Raw genomic sequence first — 19,453 nt, forward strand, 5'->3', positions numbered from 1 at the left:
GGAGACAAGCATGCAGGCGCAAACCAACCCCTCAGGCCCGCGGGCCGAGCGCATGGACGAAGTCGTCAAGCTGGTGCGCGCAAAGACCAGCGCCGAACAGCGCGAGACGCTGGCGGACTTCGTGCAGCGCTACTTCGGCCAGGTCGACCCGCAGGAGCTGGCCGAGCGCCAGGTGGCCGACCTGTACGGCGCGGCGGTGTCGCACTGGAGCTTTGCCCGCAAGCGCGAGGCCGGCCACGCGCGGGTGCGGGTTTTCAATCCGACGATCGCCGAGCACGGCTGGCAGTCGACCCACACCGTCATCGAGATCGTCAACGACGACATGCCCTTCCTCGTCGACTCCGTGACGATGGAGGTCAACCGCCATGGCCTCACGCTGCACCTGATCATCCATCCGCTGATGGCGGTGAACCGCGACGGCGATGGCACGCTGCAGGGGCTGGCGGCCGACGGTGTGCGCGAGTCCTTCATCCATGTCGAGGTCGACCGCATTCCAGAGCCAGCCCGGCTCGAAGCGCTGGCGGCGGACGTGAGCCGCGTGCTCGACGACGTGCGATCGGCCGTGGCGGGCTGGCGCGCCATGCGCCAGCGCATGCAGGACATCGTCGACGAGCTGGAGCAGCAGGCGCCGCCCCTGCCTGCCGACGAATTGGCCGAGGGCCTGGACTTCCTGCGCTGGCTGGGCGACAACCATTTCACCTTCCTGGGCTACCGCCGCCACGGCCTGGCCAGCGTCGACGGGCAGGACGTGTTGACCGTCGTACCCGATTCGAGCCTGGGCATCCTGCATGACGTGGCATCGCTGGATGCGGTGGCCGCTTTTGCCGCCCTGCCGCCCGAGGTGCGCGCCCAGGTGCGCCGGCCCGAGCTGCTGGTGGTGACGAAATCGACCGCGCGTTCCACCGTGCACCGGCCGGGCTATCTGGACTATGTGGCCGTCAAGCGCTTCGGCCCCGACGGCACGGTCGTCGGCGAGGACCGCTTCCTGGGACTGTTCACCTCCACCGCCTACAGCGCAAACCCGGCCGACATTCCGCTGCTGCGGCGCAAGGTGGCCGACGTGGTCGCGCGTGCCGGCTTCACGCCAGGCGGCCATGCCGGCAAGGCCTTGATCAACATCCTCGAGACCTATCCGCGTGACGAACTGTTCCAGACCAGCAACGACGACCTGCTGCAGACGGCAGTAGGCATCCTGCACCTGGGCGAGCGCCAGCGCTTTCGCCTCTTCGTGCGGCGCGACCCCTTCCAGCGCTTCCTGTCCTGCCTGATCTACGCACCGCGCGAGCACTACACGACCGAGCTGCGCCAGAAATGGCAGGCCATCCTGCTGCAGGTCTTCAACGGCAGCGGGTCGGAATTCAACGTCCACCTTTCGGAATCGGTGCTGGCGCGCATCCTGATGACGATACGCACGCGGCCGGGGCAGATCCCCGCCTTCGATGTGCGTGAGCTGGAAGCGCGCCTGGCCGCCGCGGCGCGGCGCTGGGACGACGACCTGAAGACGGCATTGATCGAGGCGACGGGCGAGGCCCGCGGCATCCAGTTGCTGCGCCAGTTCGGCAGCGCCTTCCCGGCCTCCTACCGCGAGGAGTTCGAGGCCCGCGCCGCGGTGCCCGATGTCGAGCTGATGACCCGGCTCAGCGATGCCGAACCGCTGGGCATGAACCTGTACCGCCCGCTCGAGGCGCCGCCCGGCCATCTGCGCTTCAAGCTGCTGCGCCGGGGCGAGCCGCTGACGCTGTCGGCCAGCCTGCCGATGCTGGAGCACATGGGCATGAAGGTGCTCGATGAACACCCCTACCGCATCGCGCCGCTGGACTCGGCGCCGATCTGGATCCACGACTTCGGGCTCATGGGCAGCGCCGACGCCGAGGTCGAGGTGGCCGCGCTGCACCAGGTGTTCGAGAACGCCTTCGCCGCGGTGCTGCGCGGGGATGTGGAGGACGACGACTTCAACCGCCTCGTGGTCGCCGCGCGCCTGACGGCCGAACAGATCGTGGTGCTGCGCGCCTATGCCAAGTACATGCGGCAGATCGGCTTTGCGCTGTCGCAGTCCTTCATCGAGGCCACGCTGGCCGCGCACGCGCCAATCGCCGCCCAGCTCGCCCGGCTCTTCGAGCTGCGCTTCGACCCGGCCGGCGGCGGCAATGCCGAGGCCCAGGCCGCGGAGCAGGTCAAGACCATCACGGCGGCGCTGGAACAGGTCGAGAACCTGTCGGAGGACCGCGTGCTGCGCCAATACCTGGCGCTGATGCTCGCCACGACGCGCACCAACTACTGGACACGCGACGCCGCAGGCCGGCGGCGCAGCTTCCTGTCGTTCAAGTTCGACTCGTCCAAGGTGCCGGGCCTGCCCGCTCCGAAGCCGATGTTCGAGATCTTTGTCTATTCGCCGCGTTTCGAGGGCGTGCATTTGCGCGGTGGCCGGGTGGCGCGAGGCGGCCTGCGCTGGTCGGACCGGCCGGAGGATTTCCGCACCGAGGTGCTGGGCCTGGTGAAGGCGCAGATGGTGAAGAACACCGTCATCGTGCCGGTCGGCTCCAAGGGCGGCTTCGTGCTGAAGAAGGCACCGCCGTCGAGCGACCGCGAGGCCTTCATGAAGGAAGGCGTGGCCTGCTACCAGAACTACCTGCGCGGCCTGCTGGACATCACCGACAACCGCGTCGGCGACAAGATCGTGCCGCCGCCGCAGGTGCGCCGCTACGACGGCGACGACCCCTACCTCGTCGTCGCCGCGGACAAGGGCACCGCGACCTTCTCCGACTACGCCAACGGCATCAGCAAGGAGTACGGCTTCTGGCTGGGCGATGCCTTTGCGTCCGGCGGCTCGGTGGGCTACGACCACAAGGCCATGGGCATCACGGCGCGCGGCGCCTGGGAGTCCGTCAAGCGCCATTTCCGCGAAATGGGCGTGGACACACAGACCACCGACTTCACGGTCGCCGGCGTGGGCGACATGTCGGGCGACGTGTTCGGCAACGGCATGCTGCTGTCGCGTCACATCCGCTTGCTGGCGGCCTTCGACCACCGCCACATCTTTCTGGACCCCAATCCGGATACGGAACGCTCATTCGTCGAGCGCGAGCGCATGTTCAAGCTGCCGCGATCGTCCTGGGCCGACTACGACGCCAGCCTGATCTCGGCCGGCGGCGGCATCTTCCCGCGCAGTGCCAAGTCCATCCCCCTCACGCCCGAGGTCAAGCAGGCGCTGGGCATCATGGCCGACGCGATGACGCCGACCGAGCTGGTCAACGCCATCCTGAAGGCGCCGGTGGACCTCATCTACAACGGCGGCATCGGCACCTATGTGAAGGCCGCGACCGAGACCCACGCCCAGGTCGGCGACCGTGCCAACGACGCGCTGCGCGTCAACGGCGGCGAGCTGCGCTGCAAGGTGTTTGCAGAAGGCGGCAACCTGGGTTGCACGCAGCGGGGGCGCATCGAGTACGCGCTGGCCGGCGGGCGCATCAACACCGATGCCATCGACAACTCAGCCGGCGTCGACACGTCCGACCATGAGGTCAACATCAAGATCCTGCTCGGCCTGGCCGTCAGCGAGGGCGAGCTGACCGAGAAGCAGCGGAACACGCTGCTGCCGCAGATGACCGACGACGTCGCTGCGCTGGTGCTGCGTGACAACGTCTTCCAGACCCAGGTGCTCTCGGTCACCGGGCATATGGCGCCGCAGCTGATGGACGCACAGGCGCGCTTCATGCAGTACCTGGAGAAGGCCGAGCGGCTGGACCGCGCGATCGAATACCTGCCATCCAACGAAGAGATCGCCGACCGCCGTGGCAAGGGCCTGGGGCTGACCGCGCCTGAGCGCGCCGTGCTGTTGGCCTACAGCAAGATCTGGCTCTATGACGAGCTGCTCGGCTCCACCCTGCCCGACGACCCCTGGGTGTCGACGGCGCTGGTGCGCTACTTTCCCGCGCTGCTGCAGGACAAGTTCAGCGGCTACATGCAGCGCCACCCGCTCAAGCGCGAGATCATCGCCACCCACGTCACCAACAGCATGGTCAACCGTGTGGGCAGCACCTTCGTGCACCGCCTGCTCGAAACCACCGGCGCCCGTGCCTTCGAGATCGTGCGCGCCTACCTGCTGAGCCGCGAGATCTTCGGCATGGTGAGCCTGTGGCAGGGCATCGAGGCGCTGGACAACAAGGTGGCCGACGAACTGCAGTCGCGCATGCTGATCGACACCAGCCGCCAGCTCGAACGCGGCACCAAGTGGTTCCTGCGCTCCAACCGGCTGGTCGACGACATGGGCGCCACCATCGAGCACTTCACGTCCAACGTCACCAAGCTGGCGTCGCGCCTGCCGCAGCTGCTGGACGCCGACGAGCGGGCCCGCGTGGACGCCGCAGCAGCCAGCTACATCGCCGGTGGCGTGCCGCGTGAACTGGCCGAGCGCGTGGTGACCTTCGGCACGCTGTACGCGACGCTGGACATCGCGGAGATCGCTGGCAGCGCGCGCTGGCCGGTGGAGCTGGTGGCCGCCATCTACTTCGACCTCGCCAACCGCCTGGGCATGCCCTGGCTGCGCGACAAGATCACAGCCCTGCCCGGCGACCAGCACTGGCAGATGCTCGCCAAGGGCGCCATGCTGGACGACCTGTGGGGCTTGCAACGCTCCATCACCGGCACGGTGCTGGCCGGTGGCGGCGACCACGAATCGCCGGCCGCACTCGTCGAGGCCTGGCAGGCCAGCAATGGCCGCACCATCGAGCGCGCGGAGCAACTGTTGGGTGAGCTGCGCGCGGTGCCGGCGCCGGACGCGGCGATGCTGTCGGTCGCGTTGCGGGAGTTGCGCGGGCTAACGTAGGCATCGCGTTTGCCGTGGCGGATCGACACGGCCAACAGGAGAGTCCGATGAGCACATCCTCCCCCTATTCCAGCGACGAACCACCCCGCGCCGAAGTCGATGCCATGGCGGGCAGCACCGTCATCGAATTCGGCGCCAACTGGTGCGGCATTTGCCAGGCGGCCCAGCGCACCATCGGCGACGCGCTGGCAGCGCATGCCGGCGCGCCGCTGCGCCACCTGAAGATCGAGGACGGCCGCGGGCGGCCGCTGGGCCGCTCCTTCGGCATCAAGCTGTGGCCGACACTCGTGATGCTGCAGGACGGCCGGGAGGTCGCACGGGTCGAGCGGCCCGGCGTCACACGCGAGATCGCCGATGCGCTGGCAGCGCTTGGCGGCAGCCGGAACGGCTAGAAAGTCAATTTGACCGAGTCCGCGCTACGCTGGGCCACACCGTGGAAGACCGCCTCGATGTTGTTGCCGTCGGGGTCGATGACGAAGGCCGCGTAGTAGCCGGGGTGGTAGGGCCGCTCGCCCGGCACGCCGTTGTCCTTGCCGCCAGCCGCCAACGCGGCCTTGTGGAAGGCATCGACGGCGGCCTTGTCCTTGGCCTGGAAGGCCAGGTGCACGCGTCCAGTCAGCTGCCCCTGGGCCGCCTTGTTGTCGGCCGTTGAGACGAACAGCTCGTCCGCCCAGAAATAGCCGTCGCCGGTTCCCCCGACGGGGATGCCTAGCACCTTGAAGACCGCCTCGTAGAAGCGCTGGCTGGCGGCCAGGTCGCGCACGACGAGTTGGATGTGGTCGACCAGCCGGCCGCGATGCAGTTCCTGGGTTTCCATGTGCGCTCCGTGCCATGGGTGAGTGGAAGAGCCATGTTAGGAGCCCGGCCCGCCCAAGAGTGTTTCAACAGGATTCAGCGCCGGTCGAGCCGACCCGCCCGTCCGGCAAATTCGCAGTTCATCCGCTTGCGCCGGTGGTCCATCGCCTGGCGCTCGCAGCAAGGCCCCCGTCTGCAGACACTGCAATCACTGACACAGCCAACCCCACCGGAGCCCACCATGAACACCGCCGCCAAGACCTTCGTCATCGCCATCGCCTCTGTGGCCGCCGCTGCCGCCATGGGCGTCGGCCTGGCCAACCACACCGCGACGCCGGCGACCGAGATCGTGAAGCTGGAGCGCGTGGTTGTGGTCGGCAAGCGCGCCGATGCGATGGTGGTCGCCAAGCTGCCACGCGTCGTCGTCGAAGGGCATCGCAGCGCACCGGCCGAAACGACGGTAGCCGCAGCCCAGACGGCCGTCTGGCTTGTCTGAAACCCGCGCTGCTGTCAGTCACCCACCCGCCGCTGGCGGGTTTTATTTTTTTTGGTTTGCAGGCTCGATGTCGAAATGCAGGACGTCTTCCCGGACGCCCAACTTGCTGTAAAGCGCAATCGCCGGGTCATCGCCGTGATCGGCCTGCACAAAGATGGCGTAGAAACCTCGAGCCGCGGCGAGCCGCTGCAGCTCTCGGATCATGGCTGCCGCGATGCCCTGCCGCCGATAGTGCTCGGACACCGCCAGGTCGTAGATGTAGAACTCCGAGCGCTGCTGCTCGAACTTGGGCAGCACGTAGCCAGCCAGTCCGCCCACCACCTCTTCTCCGTCCAGCGCGCAGATCGCGATGAAGGTCGGACTGCCGAGCAGTTGCCTGAGATAGCTGTCTCCCGGTTGTCGCCCTGAGTAGGTGGACTCGTCGTCAAAAGCTCGCCCGAAGAGGTCAAGCATGCAGCGCATCAGGGGCAGGTCGTCTGCGCAGAGAACTCTGATCGCCATGGCGCTGAACATTTGGAGATGGGGTCCCGCCATTCTGTGTCGCGCAAATAGTGGAACCGATTCCGCTCATCAACCCGGGAAAATACTGGAAGCGCCCGGCCTCGCCGGGGAAGCTGCCACGCATTGTTGACAGGATCGCAGCCCGTCTCGGATACTGAATTGGAACCGGTTCCAATCATTTAATGGAGACAAGACGTGGCAAAACGATGGTTCATGGAAGGCGGCGCCGCCTGGCTGGGCAGAGATGCGCGTGGCGCTTTGTTGAGCGGCTTGGTGGGCGCGGCGCTGCTGGCCGGTTGTGGTGGCGGTGGCGGCTCGGGCAGCAACGTACCTCCCGATCCATCACCCAACACGCCCCCTGTCGCCAGCGAAGGCCTCACGCTGTTGAAAACCAACGGCACCCAGTGGGTCAACGCCAGCGGCAAGCAGGTCCTGCTCAAAGGGACCAACCTCGGCAACTGGCTGGTACAGGAGTTCTGGATGATGGGCCAGGGCGGCAACGGCGTGACCGACCAATGCACCCTCGAAGCCAAGCTGACCGAGCGCTTCGGCTATGACGAGAAAGAGCGCCTGATCAAGCTCTTTCGCGACAGCTGGATCACCACACGCGATTGGGATCAGCTGCAGGCCTTCGGCTTCAACATCGTCCGCCTGCCCATCCTGTGGAGCGTCATCGAAGACGAGAAGAAACCCAAGACGCTGCGCGCTGACGCCTGGAAATACCTGGACTGGAGCATCGCCGAGGCCAAGAAGCGAGGCATCTACGTGATCCTCGATCTGCATGGTGCCGCCGGCGGCCAGACGCCCAACGACCACACCGGTTGCGCCGGCCAGAACAAGTACTGGACGGACGCCGAGGCTCAGGAGCGCACCAGGTGGCTGTGGCAGCAGATCGCGACGAAGTACAAGGATGAGCCGGTGGTTGCTGCCTACGACCCCCTCAACGAGCCCTGGGGTTCCGCCGCTGAAGCCATGGTGGCGCGCGTCGAGGATCTGTACAGGACCATCCGCGCCATCGATGACAAGCACATCGTCTTGCTGCCCAGCCACTACGGCAGCATCGATGCCTATGGCAGCCCGACCGCCAAAGGCTTCACCAATGTCGCCTTCGAGATCCACCCCTACCCTGGCCTGTTCGGCGACCGCCCGGGCGACTCGCCCTACATGATCCACCGCGACTGGCTGCGCTGCGGCCAGAGCGGCACCGGCGGGGTGTGCGCCTACAACAAGCAGGTCAGCGACCTGAAGGTCCCGCTGCTCGTGGGAGAGTTCCAACCCTGGCAGGGCGCCGGCCTGGACCTGGGCGGCCAGATCGGCCGCGCCACCTATGACACTTACGCCAGCTATGGCTGGGCGTCGACGTCGTGGGCCTACAAACTGGTCAGCCCGGCAGGCGGCTCCGGCAAAGGCAGCTGGGGCATGGTCACCAACGCCGTCAACGCCAACTTCGACACCGGCGTCGGCATGGTGGCCAAGGCCAGCACCTGGGATTGCGCCGGCTGGGACGCCAGTTTCGCCAATGCCTGCGCGGTCAAGGCTCCCACCATCAAAGTGGGCGGCACGGGCTCGAAGACTTACTACTTCGTCATCAAGAGCGGGGCTTCAGGTGGCAGCAATCCCGACGTGACGTTCGACAAGATCAGCATCACCAACACCGCCAGCAATGCCGAAGTCATCGCCAATGGCAGCTTTGGCTCCAGCACCGGCTGGACCGCGCTGACCATCAGTGGCAAGTTGAACCTGGACTTTGCCTACTCGGCCGCAGGCAAGAGTCCCAACGGCGGCGAAGGCGCCGTCCTCCGAGTGACGCGGCCCGAGGACATCACCGGTGAGATCAATGGCGGTGTCTACCAGGCCATCACGCTGCAAGGCGGCCAGACCTATGCGTTGAACGGCGTGTTCAAGGACAACGGCAGCGCCAATACCTGGGCCGAGATGTATCTGCTCGACAAGGAGCCGGTGCAGGGCAAGGACGTGATCGACATGAACGGCAAGGTGGATTTCACCGTCGCCCCAATCACTGAAATCGAGACCCTGTTCAAGAGCTACGCCACCCAGGCCTACGAGGTTCACCCGGGCCTGGCGCAATGGCTGGTGAGCGCCACAGCACCGGAAGTCTTCCAACTGCCGGCGCGCCCTGCCAACCTGAAGCTGGCCGAGGGCAACAACAGCAACGCCCTCAGCTGGGACGCGAGCACCGATGCCAAGGTCACGGGCTACAGCGTCTATCGCGCAACCGGCGCCAGCGGCAACTACAGCAAGCTCGCCGACAAGGTCACCACCAACAAGTACACGGACAGCACGGCGGTCAGCGGTAGCACCTACTTCTACGTCGTCACCTCACTGACCGCGGCCGACGAGAGCTACTACAGCGAAGCTGCCAGCACCACCATCCAGTCGGTGCCTGTCCCTGCAATCCTGCAGGCCGAAGCTTTCACCGCCATGAGCGGCGTCCAGCTCGAAAGCTGCAGCGACACGGGTGGCGGGCAGGACGTGGGCTACTTCGATCCCGACGATTACATCGAGTTCAAGATCAACGTCGCCGCGGCGGGCAACTTCACCATCGACTACCGCCTGGCGACCGCCAATGGCAGTACCGGTTTTGAAGTCTGGTTGGATGGTGCCAAAGCGGTGGATGCCATGGCCGTGCCCAACACCGGCGGCTGGCAAATCTGGGTCACCCAGACCAGCACCCCCTTCGCCATGTCCGCCGGCAACCACACGCTGCGCCTGAAATCGATTGGCAAGGAGTGGAACCTGAACTGGCTGAAGGTGAACGCGCAGTAGGTTTTCCAAGCGAAGGCGGTCTCTCGCCCAGCGATTGCAGAACACCCAAGAAAAAGCCCCTCGGCCGGCATACCGGCCCGAAGGGCTGAATCCACCCTTGCGGGAGGAGGAGACAAACAAAACAAGCCCGACCTTAACCCTTGCCAGGTGATCGCGGCAGTCAACTTCGCGACTGAAACGATGACGAGAACGCAGCAAGGTATGAGCTGCGGTGATGGGACCGCCGCATCGCCACCCGCGCGGCTACCGGGCCGCGGCATCCTCAATCGTGAGGAGCAGGCGCGGCAAACCTGGGAAAACGTGAGTGCCGCCGACCGCGCTGCCGCCGGAAGGTCGGCCACGGGGCAATGCCGCCCCGACCCAAGGGGCACTTCATGGACTCAAGCCAGACTCACTGGACACGCGCCGCCTCGCAGCGCACGGCGTTGGCGCTGGCCGCGGGGTGGGCGTTGTCCGTGCCCGCGGCCGTGGCGGGCACCATCGTCTACGACAGCTTTGATGCGCCTGGCTATTCCCTGGCCAGCTATGGCGCCAAATGGGTCAACCCCTATGGCCTGGGCGAAATGGCCGTCGCCGACACACGCGATTTCTCCGGCGGCAACTTCGCCATCAAGGCGCCAGTCTTCCAGACGGGCTATGACTTCAGCGTCTACGACCACCTCAAATACATCGCGACCAGCGCACAGAGTTTCGCCGTGCCGACCGGCGGCGCGCTGACCTTCACCTCCACCATCAGCGCCACGGCGCACAACACGCTGGCGGCGGGCCGTGTCATCAGCGGCAGCTACACCCAGAGTGGCCTGCCCTATTCGGCGATGGCGCTCGAAGGCCAGCAGGCCGGCGCGGTGATGAACATGATCGACTTCTCCACGGGTCAGTTGTTCGACTGGTTCATTTCCGGCTCGACTGCCTTCACGCTGATCGAGCGCCTGCCGTCGTCGGTCACCAACCCGGCGCTGTTGCCGGGCGATCTGGGCTACGTCGGCATCGACAAGATGTACACGCAAATCATCAAGCAGATCGACATCGGCCCCGGCCCGCATGTGGCGTCCATCAGCTACAGCGACGCCGGCAGCGTCAGCTACTACCTGGACGGCACGCTGGTGTCGCAGGTCGACAACGTCGGCATCCCGCTCGACCGGCAGGGTGCGAGCTGGTCCGGCGTCTATCCGTCCTACGGTCCGGGCGAGGCCCTGGGCGGCAAGATCCGCAACCTGACCATCGGCCATGGCCTGTTCAGCCTGCTCGACGCTTTCCCCTTCCAGCACCCCGACCGGCCCGATCTGGCCGTCTCCATCCCGGTGCCGGAACGTCTGTTCGGCCAGGGTATGGACGCGACCTTCGACAACTTCACCGTCACTTCAGTGCCCGAGCCAGGCAGCTGGGCGATGCTGGCGGCGGGTTTGATGGGCGTTGGCGCGGCCCTGCGGGGCAGGCGAACAGCCCCTGCCTGACGCGAGCGCCGCGCGCCGGCCTCCCTGCGCCAGAAAAATCACGACCGCGTTGATTCGGATGGCGTATGATGAACGTCATGCGAAATACGACAACCAACGCCAGAGCCGCGGCCAAGGAAGCCTCGCATGAGCGCATCGTGTCGGCCGCGGCACGGGCCATCCGCCGCAGCGGCTATGACGGCACGGGCGTGGCCGACATCATGAAAGAGGCGGGCCTGACCCACGGCGCCTTCTACGCCCACTTCCCGTCCCGCGAGGCCATGCTGGCCGAGGCGGCGGGGCTGGCCTGCGCCCAGGCCGCCGCCGCCGTGGCCGACGTCGTGGCCCACACGCCGCCCGACAAGACGCTGGAGACGATGCTGCACGCCTACCTCTCCAAGGCCCACGTCGAGCAGGTGGAACTCGGCTGCCCATTGGCGGCCCTGGGCTCGGAGACGTCCCGCCAGGCTCCCGAGGTGCGCCGGGTGACCACCCGCCACATCAAGGCGATGGTGGACCTGATTGCGCGCCAGTCGCCCGACTGGGGGCAACCCGCGGCTCATGAACACGCATTGGTGACCCTGGCGACCATGGTCGGCGCCCTGCTGCTGGCACGCGCCGTTGACGAACCTGCACTGTCGAGCAGCCTGCTCGACGCGGCGCTGAAGCGCCTGGCTCCCACCCATCCCTGAACCTTCACCGATGCAATGGGCCTTTCGCTCGCACCTAAATATGACGAACATCATGCGAACAAGGCCTCAACACTTCTTGACCCGCCGCGCACCGCGTACGCCGGCGAGTTCCTGACCTCCACACGCGGACGAAAGAACACCATGAACACGAACAACAAGATCGCCCTCGTGACGGGCGCCTCCTCAGGCATCGGCCAGGCCACGGCCGAGCGGCTCGCGAAGGCGGGCTACACCGTGTACGGCACCAGCCGACAGGGCCGGCAGGCGGGGCAGCGCGGATTCAAGATGCTGGCCCTGGACGTGACGCTGGACGACTCGGTCCAGGCCGCGGTGGAGCAGGTGTTGGCGCTGGCGGGTCGTATCGACCTTCTCGTCAACAACGCCGGCTTTGGCGTCGCGCCGGCCGGCGCAGAAGAAAGCTCCATCGAGCAGGCGCAGGCCATCTTCGACACCAACTTCTTCGGCATCGTCCGCATGACGCGGGCCGTCCTGCCGCACATGCGGCGCCAGGGCAGCGGCCGCATCATCAACATCGGCTCGGTGCTGGGCTTCCTGCCCATGCCCTATGGCGCGCTCTACGCCGCGACCAAGCACGCGGTCGAAGGCTATTCCGAGTCGCTCGACCACGAGCTGCGCACACGCGGCATCCGCGTCTCGGTCGTCGAACCGGCTTACACCAAGACGCCGTTCGACGCGAACTTCCTGGAGCCCGATGCCAAGCTCGATGCATACCGCGAGGCCCGTGTGGCGGTAAGCGATAGGGTGAGGCAGGTGATGACGACGGCGGACCAGCCCGACGTCGTCGCCGAGGTCGTCCTGAAAGCCGCCAGTGCAGCTCAGCCGAAACTCCGCTACACGGCCGGCGGGCTCGCGAGCCGCCTGCGGCTGCTGCGCCGGTTCGCGCCCGCGAGCATGGTGGACGCCGGCATCCGGCGCGATCTGCAGCTCGACGTGGCGTCTTCGGCGAGCGCATCATGAAAGCCTTTCTCCTCGACCGCTATGGCAAGAACCGCGCATTGCGTTCGGCAGAGGTGCCGACCCCGACGCTGCGCGATGACGAAGTACTCGTCCAGGTCCATGCCGCCGGCGTGAACCTGCTGGACGCCAAGATCAGGAGCGGCGAATTCAAGCTCATCCTGCCCTACCCCCTGCCCCTGGTACTGGGCCATGACGTGGCCGGCGTCGTCACCCAGGTCGGGTCACGCGTGCAAGGCTTCAAGCCGGGCGACGAGGTCTATGCGCGGCCCGATGACTTCCGCATCGGCAGCTTCGCCGAATATGTGGCCGTCAAGGAGGCGTCCCTGGCGCTCAAGCCCAAGGCGCTGAGCATGGAAGAGGCCGCATCGCTGCCGCTGGTGGGTCTGACCGCCTGGCAGGCCCTCATCGAGAGGGCGAAGCTGAAGAAGGGGCAGAAGGTCTTCATCCAGGCCGGCTCCGGTGGCGTCGGCACCTTCGCCATCCAGCTGGCCAAGCAGGTCGGGGCCAACGTCGCCACCACCACCAGCAGCGCCAACATCGAGCTGGTGAAGCGCCTGGGCGCCGACGTCGTCATCGACTACCGCAACGAGGACTTCGAGCGCGTGCTGCAGGGCTACGACGTCGTGCTGCACAGCCAGGACACCGCGGCGTTGCACAAATCCCTGCGCGTGCTCAAGCCTGGCGGCACCCTCATCTCGATCTCCGGCCCGCCAGATCCCGTCTTCGCCAAGGGCCTGGGCGCGCCTTGGTTCGTGCGCCTCGTCGTGCGCCTGTTGAGTGCCGGCGTCAGGCGAAAGGCGGCGCGCCTGGGGGTGAACTACGCCTTCCTCTTCATGCGGGCCAGCGGACAGCAGTTGCGCGAGATCACTCGCCTGGTCGACGCCGGCGCGATACGACCGGTGGTGGATCGCGTCTTCCCGTTCGAATCGACCAACGAAGCGCTGGCCTATGTCGAGACGGGCCGGGCCAAGGGCAAGGTGGTCATCAAGGTGAGGTAGGCGACCGGTGGCGATGCGCGCTGCCCTCGGCCTTGCGGTAATGCTCGCCCAGCACATCGCGGCCGAAGTCGCCGTCGAAGTCGCGCCACACCGAATGGATGTGGTTGCCGCCCGAGTTGTCGAACTCGATCAGGAAGCCTGCGCCCTGGATGCGGAAGTAATGCGGCTCGCTTGGCTGGATTGAACCCACCCAGCCAATGCGGATGCCATCGAGCGGCTCGGCGCGCACGCGGGCCAGGCGGGCCTGGGCCAGCCCGGGTTGCAGGTGTTCGGTAAAGACGCCGATCAGCTTCAGCACCTGGGCCTGCTGCCCGGCATTCATGTCCGCAAACGGCAGGCCTGCGGCGTCCAGCGGCTTGGCGTGCGGCGCATTGCCGCTGACGATGTCGCCAAAGGGGCGCGTGCTGAAGATCGCCCGCGAACGCTGCGCCGGGCCAAGGCTGGCCAGCCACTGCCGCGCCAGATCCTCCTCGCTGCCCAGCAGCCGAAAGCCCTGCTTCGGCGCGCCCACCACGTCACGCGCCACGACGGCCGGGTTGGCGCCAAAGAATTGCGGCAGGGTCGACACATAGCGGTCGCCGTCCAGGCTGAAGTGCAGCGACAGGTGATGCCCCTCGACGCGCCAGCCCCAGCCGGCAGCGCCGGGCTCGCCGAACAGCGCGACGGCGTAGTTCTCGGGGTCGCGAGAGCTTCCCGAGCCTTCGATCTGGCGCAAAGCGATCTCCAGGGCCATCAGCGCCCTCACCTTGTCCAGCCCGCTTTCGTTCAGGGCGGTGCGCAGCAGTGCCGTCGTCGCCTCGCGCTGCGCGGGAGACATCGCCTTCAAGGCGATGCCGTCACGGCGGCGCGGCGTGTAGTGCCAGTCGCTGCGGGCGGCGTCGGTGAAGGGCTGCAGCAGCTCGCCGCGCTGGGGTGCGGGCGTGGCCTGCGCGAGCTGCCGCGCGGCCTGGGTGGGCGTTGGCGTTGGCGCCTGGGCGTATGAACCGGACACGACGGCCAGCAGCGTGGCAAGAATCGAACCTGCCAGAAGAGCGCGGCGGAGTTTCATGGCGCGCAACATAACGCGGCTGTTCCTAGGGATCAACTTTCCGTCAGGCCCCGCCTAGGCTGGCCGCCCAACCAGGAGATGCCCATGACTGCCAAAAACACGATCTGCCTCTGGTATGACGGCGACGCCGAAGCCGCCGCGCGCTTCTATGCCGAGACCTTCCCCGACAGCCGGGTCGGCGCCGTCTACCGCGCGCCGGGCGACTATCCCGACGGCAAGCAGGGCAATGTGCTGACCGTGGAGTTCACCGTCGCCGGCATTCCCTGCATTGGCTTGAACGGCGGCCCGACGTTCAAGCACAGCGAAGCCTTTTCTTTCCAGATCGCCACCGATGACCAGGCCGAGACCGACCGCCTGTGGAACGCCATCGTCAGCCATGGTGGTCAGGAAAGCCAGTGCGGCTGGTGCAAGGACCGCTGGGGCTTGTCCTGGCAGATCACACCGCGCGCGCTCATCGATGCGATCAGCGACCCTGATCGCGCCGCTGCCAAGCGGGCCTTCGACGCCATGATGAAGATGCAGAAGATCGACATCGCCGCCATCGAGGCGGCGCGGCGCGGCTGAGCGGGGCTGGCCGGCCCGAGAATGCCGGCCATGAGAACTGCCCTCGCCGCCGCGGGGCTGCTGGCCGCCACGCTGCTGGCCAGTTGCGCCCATCGCTCCAGCCTCGCGCCCGAACCCCTCGCCGAGGCCGACGCGGCCGTCGAGCGCTTCATCGGGCAGAAGCAACTGCCGGGCGCCACGTTGTGGATCGAGCGCGTCGGCCACGGCAGCCACCATCGCGCCTACGGCCAGCGTGCCGTCGAGCCCACGCCCGAGCCGCTGGACGAAGCCACCGTCTTCGACGCCGCCTCGCTGACCAAGCCCGTCGTCACCGCCACACTGGTGCAGCTGCTGCGCGAGCGTGGCCAACTCGATGTCGAAGCGCCGCTGCAGCGCTACCTGCCAGGCTGCGGCGGCGCCGACAAGGCCGGCATCACGCTGCGCCTGCTGCTGACGCACAGCTCGGGCCTGCCCTCAGGCCTGCCTCGCAATGGCGCCGGCGACTGGGCGGGCAAGGACGACGCGCTGCGCATCGCCTGCGGCCTGACCCTGGCCGCCGCACCGGGCGCGCAGTTCCGCTATTCGGACGTCAACTACATCCTGCTCGGACTCATCGTCGAACGCGTCGGCGGCATGACGCAGGACCGCCTGGCCGAGCAGTGGCTGTTCCGGCCCCTGGGCATGAAGGACAGCGGCTATCTGCCGCTGCACCGCATGGGCGCGGAACGCATCGCACCCACCGAGCGCATGGCCGATGGACAGGTGCTGCGCGGCGAGGTGCACGACCCGACCGCTCGCAAGATGGGCGGCGTGGCCGGTCATGCAGGCCTGTTCACGACGACGGCGGACCTGGCCCGCTTCGCCCGCATGCTGCTGGCCGGTGGCGTGGCCGAGGACGGCCGGCGCCTGCTGTCCGAGCAAAGCGTGGCCCTGCTGACGACGCCGCAGTCCCCGCCCGACCTTGCCGAGCAGCGCGGCATGGGCTGGGACATCGCCTCGCCCTATGCGCGCCCGCGCGGCAGCCTCTATCCGCCCACCAGTTTTGGCCACACCGGCTTCACCGGTTGCGCCTTCTGGCTGGACCCGACGAGCCGCAGCTTTTTCGTGCTGCTGTCCAACCGTGTGCACCCTACCGCAGGCACCAATGTGCTGCCGCTGTATGGTGAGCTGGGCACGCTGGCGGCGCGGGCGGCGGGTTTGTAGGCGGATAAGCCAAGCCCATCGCGCCACAGCCCGTTTCGTCGCATGGGCCCTGCCTCATGCGCTCGCCGCCCTAGATTGCAGGCCTTTCAATGACAGAGGGCCTGCATGAACCCGATGAGGCGTGACTGGTCGAGACGGGTCTTGCTCGGCGTGCTGGCGGCTGCGCCGGCTGCCGCCAGGGCGGCGCTGGCGACCCCAGGCGAGGTGTTCGTTGTCTCCACGCTGTACTCGCGGCACAAGCTGGTGCCTGCCTATGGGCTGCCCGTGCTCCAGCAGGTCATCGAGGCCGTGAAGCCCGATGTGCTGGTGTTGGACGTCACGCCCAAGGAACTGCGCACCCGCAAGGTCTGGCCCGGCAAGGTCGAGTACCTCGACGTCATCTTTCCCTACCTCGATGCCACCCGCATCCCGGCTCTGGGATCGGAACCGGACGAAGCGTTGTTCAATCAGCTGACAGGTTCGGTGGGCCAGGCCTACAAGGCCTTCGGTGAGCGGAACCCGGCCGGCGCCAAGGCGCTCGACGAGCTGAAGCAGGCCACGTATCGCGCGCTGGCCAGCGGGTGGAGCTCTGCTGCCGACGTGAACAGCGAGAAGACGGACCGGCTGGTGGCTGCGCTGCGCGAGATCGAGGAGGGCCTGGTGGGCCAGGAGGCTGCCCAAGTGCAGGCTCAGTGGGATCAGCACCACGCCGATCGGCTCCGCGATGCCGTGCGCGCGCATGCCGGCAAACGGGTGCTGATGCTGGTGGGCATCGAAAGCCGCTACCGCGTGCTGCGCAACCTGCGGTCTGCGGACGAGATTCACCCGACCGACGCCGAGGCGTGGCTGCGGCGCGCCGGACTTTGATGCCGCGCCCCGAAGCCTGAAGCTTGAGCGCCAGAAGCAGGGTTTCACCAGACAGCGACATCGCTGCCTCGCTGCCTCGCTGCCTCGCTACGCGACAGCATCGCGAAGGCACAGTCCCGTTGAACAGGGCCTACATTGAGGCTGACCGTCTTCAGCCCGGAGCCCCTGCCATCGACTCGCCGCCCCGCCCCGTCAGCTTCTGGGAAGCCTTTCGCTTCTGGCTCAAGCTCGGCTTCATCAGCTTCGGCGGGCCGGCCGGCCAGATTGCCATCATGCACACCGAGCTGGTCGAGCGCCGCCGCTGGATCAGCGAGAAGCGCTTCCTGCATGCGCTGAACTACTGCATGGTACTGCCCGGCCCCGAGGCCCAGCAGCTCGCCACCTACATCGGCTGGCTGATGCACCGCAGCTGGGGCGGCATCGTGGCCGGCGCGCTGTTCGTGCTGCCGTCCCTCTTCATCCTCATCGCGCTGGCCTGGGTCTACATGGCCTGGGGCAAGCTGCCCATCGTCGCCGGCCTGTTCTATGGCCTCAAGCCCGCAGTGACGGCCCTGGTCGTCCATGCGGCCCACCGCATCGGCACGCGAGCGCTGAAGAACGGCTGGCTGTGGGGCATCGCTGCCGCGGCCTTCGTCGCCATCTTTGCGCTGGACGCGCCCTTCCCGCTGATCGTGCTGGCCGCGGCCCTCATCGGCCACTTCGGCGGGCGGTTGGCGCCGCAGGTTTTCACCCTCGGTGGCGGCCACGGTGCGGCCAAGCAGGGCTACGGCCCGGCGCTGATCGATGACGACACGCCAACGCCGCCCCATGCCCGCTTCAGCCGCAGCCGCCTGGCCCGCGTGCTCGTCATCGGCCTCGTGCTATGGCTGGCCGCCATGGCCGGCCTGGTCGCCGCCCACGGTTTGCAAGGCGCGCTGACGCAGATGGGCTGGTTCTTCACCAAGGCCGCGCTGCTGACCTTTGGCGGCGCCTATGCTGTACTGCCGTATGTCTACCAAGGGGCCGTCGAGCAGCACCAGTGGCTGACAGGCGCGCAGATGATCGACGGCCTGGCCCTGGGCGAGACGACGCCGGGGCCGCTGATTATGGTGGTGGCCTTCGTCGGCTTCGTGGGCGGCTGGGTGAAGCAGCTCTTTGGGCCGGACTCGCTCTTCCTGGCCGGCGCCGCGGCGGCGAGCGTCGTCACCTTCTTCACCTTCCTGCCGTCCTTCATCTTCATCCTGGCCGGCGGCCCGGTCATCGAGTCCACGCACGGCAAGCTGCACTTCACCGCGCCGCTGACGGCCATCACGGCGGGGGTCGTCGGCGTGATCCTGAACCTGGCCGTGTTCTTCGCGTATCACGTGCTGTGGCCCCAGGGGTTTGGCGGGCGCTTCGACGGGGTCTCGGCCCTCATCGCTGTCGGCGCGGGCATCGCGCTGTTCCGCTTCAAGATCGGCGTCATGCCGCTGCTGGGCCTGTGCGCGGCAATCGGCCTGGCCACCACGCTGCTATGAGATGACGGCCCCTGCCGGCAGCTCAGTCGTCTTGCCGAGAGCCTGGCTGCTCGGCATGGCGCAGCAGCGCCTTCGCCGCCTCGACGCGCAAGGCCAGCGCGGCCGTCTCGTCGTTCAGCACCTGCTGCAGGAAGTGCTTCGGGTCCACACCCGCACTCGGGGGCTGAGTCGCGGGCGGCGAGCCGGCTGAAACCGCGGGCTGCAGCCGCTGCATCGCGGCGGCCAGAGCGGCCGGCTTGATGCTTTCCAGCCGGGCGAGCAGGTCCGCCTGCCCTTCGATGCCCGGCGGGATGTCCAGCCACGGTGTGTCGGCAAATACCGGTGCGAGATCGGGCGCGACAAAGGCGGACCAGTTTTCCGTGGGCTCCTGCTGCGCCGGCACGAGCGCTGCGTCGAAGCTCCGCCCATCCGCCGAAGGGCTCAACCGCAGGCGTGCTGGCGTGACATCGGCCAGATAGCGTGACTGCAGATGGGCGAGAAACGCCACGGCACGCAATGCGCTCATCGGCTGCTGCAGCGAGAACCACAGCTGCAGCCCGTCGGTGCCCGACACCGCGATGGCGGGGGCGGGCAGGTCAAGGTCGGCCTGCACGCCGCGCCAGACCTTGGACAGTTCGTCCCAGTTGGCCGGACCAGCCAGCTCCATGACCATCGCCCGAACCTGGCCGGATTCATCGATCAGCTGCCCATCCGCAGCCGACGAGGGCAATAGATACAGGCGACGCAACTCAGACTGCAGGCGATTCATGGCGATGGGCGGTGTGGGCCGGGAAATCTACAACAACGCCGCGCAAACCGCCGGCCACGCTCGC

Annotated in this window: 16 protein-coding genes; 12 read left to right on the plus strand and 4 right to left on the minus strand. The window is 67.3% G+C overall.

Features of this window, described 5'->3' with window-relative positions:
• Nucleotides 1-10 precede the first annotated feature (10 nt).
• Both ASC95_RS26085 and ASC95_RS26090 read left to right on the plus strand, forming a co-directional pair.
• Nucleotides 11-4,825 (plus strand): NAD-glutamate dehydrogenase, encoded by a 4,815-nt coding sequence (locus ASC95_RS26085; RefSeq protein ID WP_057300620.1) that lies wholly within the window; start codon nt 11-13, stop codon nt 4,823-4,825.
• Nucleotides 4,826-4,872: 47 nt separating this feature from the next.
• Complete coding sequence (locus tag ASC95_RS26090; RefSeq protein ID WP_057300621.1) at nt 4,873-5,217, plus strand: thioredoxin family protein; 345 nt, start codon at nt 4,873-4,875, stop codon at nt 5,215-5,217.
• On the opposite strand, the gene ASC95_RS26095 is transcribed toward ASC95_RS26090, so the two are convergent.
• On the minus strand, nt 5,214-5,642 hold the full coding sequence (locus ASC95_RS26095) for a VOC family protein (protein WP_057300622.1): 429 nt from the start codon (nt 5,640-5,642) through the stop codon (nt 5,214-5,216). The two genes, ASC95_RS26090 and ASC95_RS26095, sit on opposite strands and share 4 nt — an antisense overlap.
• A gap of 219 nt (nt 5,643-5,861) precedes the next feature.
• On the opposite strand from ASC95_RS26095, the gene ASC95_RS26100 reads away from it, so the two are divergent.
• On the plus strand, nt 5,862-6,116 hold the full coding sequence (locus ASC95_RS26100; protein ID WP_057300623.1) for a hypothetical protein: 255 nt from the start codon (nt 5,862-5,864) through the stop codon (nt 6,114-6,116).
• A 42-nt stretch (nt 6,117-6,158) separates the two neighbouring features.
• On the opposite strand, the gene ASC95_RS26105 is transcribed toward ASC95_RS26100, so the two are convergent.
• Complete coding sequence (locus ASC95_RS26105) at nt 6,159-6,617, minus strand: AAC(3)-I family aminoglycoside N-acetyltransferase (protein ID WP_200960211.1); 459 nt, start codon at nt 6,615-6,617, stop codon at nt 6,159-6,161.
• Between the two features lie 195 nt (nt 6,618-6,812).
• On the opposite strand from ASC95_RS26105, the gene ASC95_RS26110 reads away from it, so the two are divergent.
• The 5 genes from ASC95_RS26110 (at nt 6,813) to ASC95_RS26130 (ending at nt 13,505) form a co-directional block, all read left to right on the plus strand.
• Entirely contained in the window at nt 6,813-9,404 is a 2,592-nt protein-coding gene (locus tag ASC95_RS26110; RefSeq protein ID WP_200960208.1) for a carbohydrate-binding protein, read from the plus strand.
• Between the two features lie 374 nt (nt 9,405-9,778).
• Nucleotides 9,779-10,858 carry a DUF6081 family protein gene (locus tag ASC95_RS31535; RefSeq protein WP_057300625.1) on the plus strand — a complete coding sequence of 360 codons (1,080 nt, stop codon included), beginning with the start codon at nt 9,779-9,781 and terminating at the stop codon, nt 10,856-10,858.
• 65 nt (nt 10,859-10,923) lie between these two features.
• Nucleotides 10,924-11,529 (plus strand): TetR/AcrR family transcriptional regulator, encoded by a 606-nt coding sequence (locus ASC95_RS26120; RefSeq protein ID WP_057300626.1) that lies wholly within the window; start codon nt 10,924-10,926, stop codon nt 11,527-11,529.
• A gap of 141 nt (nt 11,530-11,670) precedes the next feature.
• A complete protein-coding gene (locus tag ASC95_RS26125) occupies nt 11,671-12,507 on the plus strand; it encodes an oxidoreductase (protein ID WP_057300627.1) in 837 nt (278 codons plus the stop codon).
• Complete coding sequence (locus ASC95_RS26130) at nt 12,504-13,505, plus strand: NADP-dependent oxidoreductase (RefSeq protein WP_057300628.1); 1,002 nt, start codon at nt 12,504-12,506, stop codon at nt 13,503-13,505. Before ASC95_RS26125 ends, ASC95_RS26130 begins: the two co-directional genes overlap by 4 nt.
• Here ASC95_RS26130 and ASC95_RS26135 read toward each other — a convergent pair.
• Nucleotides 13,492-14,553 carry a DUF3500 domain-containing protein gene (locus ASC95_RS26135; protein WP_162250857.1) on the minus strand — a complete coding sequence of 354 codons (1,062 nt, stop codon included), beginning with the start codon at nt 14,551-14,553 and terminating at the stop codon, nt 13,492-13,494. The genes ASC95_RS26130 and ASC95_RS26135 overlap by 14 nt on opposite strands.
• A gap of 84 nt (nt 14,554-14,637) precedes the next feature.
• Here ASC95_RS26135 and ASC95_RS26140 point away from each other — a divergent pair, with 84 nt between their 5' ends.
• The 4 genes from ASC95_RS26140 to chrA all read left to right on the plus strand — a co-directional run bounded on the left by ASC95_RS26140 (nt 14,638) and on the right by chrA (nt 18,641).
• Nucleotides 14,638-15,117, plus strand: a complete 480-nt coding sequence (locus ASC95_RS26140) for a VOC family protein (RefSeq protein WP_057300778.1) — start codon at nt 14,638-14,640, stop codon at nt 15,115-15,117.
• A gap of 30 nt (nt 15,118-15,147) precedes the next feature.
• Nucleotides 15,148-16,299 (plus strand): serine hydrolase, encoded by a 1,152-nt coding sequence (locus tag ASC95_RS26145; protein ID WP_082568132.1) that lies wholly within the window; start codon nt 15,148-15,150, stop codon nt 16,297-16,299.
• Between the two features lie 141 nt (nt 16,300-16,440).
• Entirely contained in the window at nt 16,441-17,145 is a 705-nt protein-coding gene (locus ASC95_RS26150) for a hypothetical protein (RefSeq protein WP_057300630.1), read from the plus strand.
• A gap of 170 nt (nt 17,146-17,315) precedes the next feature.
• Nucleotides 17,316-18,641 (plus strand): chromate efflux transporter, encoded by a 1,326-nt coding sequence (gene chrA / locus ASC95_RS26155; protein WP_157256529.1) that lies wholly within the window; start codon nt 17,316-17,318, stop codon nt 18,639-18,641.
• A 22-nt stretch (nt 18,642-18,663) separates the two neighbouring features.
• Here chrA and ASC95_RS26160 read toward each other — a convergent pair whose 3' ends face one another.
• Complete coding sequence (locus ASC95_RS26160) at nt 18,664-19,389, minus strand: hypothetical protein (protein ID WP_082568133.1); 726 nt, start codon at nt 19,387-19,389, stop codon at nt 18,664-18,666.
• Between the last annotated feature and the right edge of the window lie 64 nt (nt 19,390-19,453).

It is taken from the genome of Pelomonas sp. Root1217 (assembly GCF_001425705.1).
Taxonomy (GTDB): domain Bacteria; phylum Pseudomonadota; class Gammaproteobacteria; order Burkholderiales; family Burkholderiaceae_C; genus Pelomonas.

Coding starts and splice junctions, on each gene's coding strand:
- ASC95_RS26100 (WP_057300623.1), top strand. CDS start 5,862: ATGAACACCGCCGCCAAGACCTTCGTCATCGCCATCGCCTCTGTGGCC.
- ASC95_RS26085 (WP_057300620.1), top strand. CDS start 11: ATGCAGGCGCAAACCAACCCCTCAGGCCCGCGGGCCGAGCGCATGGAC.
- ASC95_RS26095 (WP_057300622.1), bottom strand. CDS start 5,642: ATGGAAACCCAGGAACTGCATCGCGGCCGGCTGGTCGACCACATCCAA.
- ASC95_RS26105 (WP_200960211.1), bottom strand. CDS start 6,617: ATGGCGATCAGAGTTCTCTGCGCAGACGACCTGCCCCTGATGCGCTGC.
- ASC95_RS26130 (WP_057300628.1), top strand. CDS start 12,504: ATGAAAGCCTTTCTCCTCGACCGCTATGGCAAGAACCGCGCATTGCGT.
- ASC95_RS31535 (WP_057300625.1), top strand. CDS start 9,779: ATGGACTCAAGCCAGACTCACTGGACACGCGCCGCCTCGCAGCGCACG.
- ASC95_RS26090 (WP_057300621.1), top strand. CDS start 4,873: ATGAGCACATCCTCCCCCTATTCCAGCGACGAACCACCCCGCGCCGAA.
- ASC95_RS26145 (WP_082568132.1), top strand. CDS start 15,148: ATGAGAACTGCCCTCGCCGCCGCGGGGCTGCTGGCCGCCACGCTGCTG.
- ASC95_RS26120 (WP_057300626.1), top strand. CDS start 10,924: ATGATGAACGTCATGCGAAATACGACAACCAACGCCAGAGCCGCGGCC.
- ASC95_RS26135 (WP_162250857.1), bottom strand. CDS start 14,553: ATGAAACTCCGCCGCGCTCTTCTGGCAGGTTCGATTCTTGCCACGCTG.
- ASC95_RS26125 (WP_057300627.1), top strand. CDS start 11,671: ATGAACACGAACAACAAGATCGCCCTCGTGACGGGCGCCTCCTCAGGC.
- ASC95_RS26140 (WP_057300778.1), top strand. CDS start 14,638: ATGACTGCCAAAAACACGATCTGCCTCTGGTATGACGGCGACGCCGAA.
- ASC95_RS26160 (WP_082568133.1), bottom strand. CDS start 19,389: ATGAATCGCCTGCAGTCTGAGTTGCGTCGCCTGTATCTATTGCCCTCG.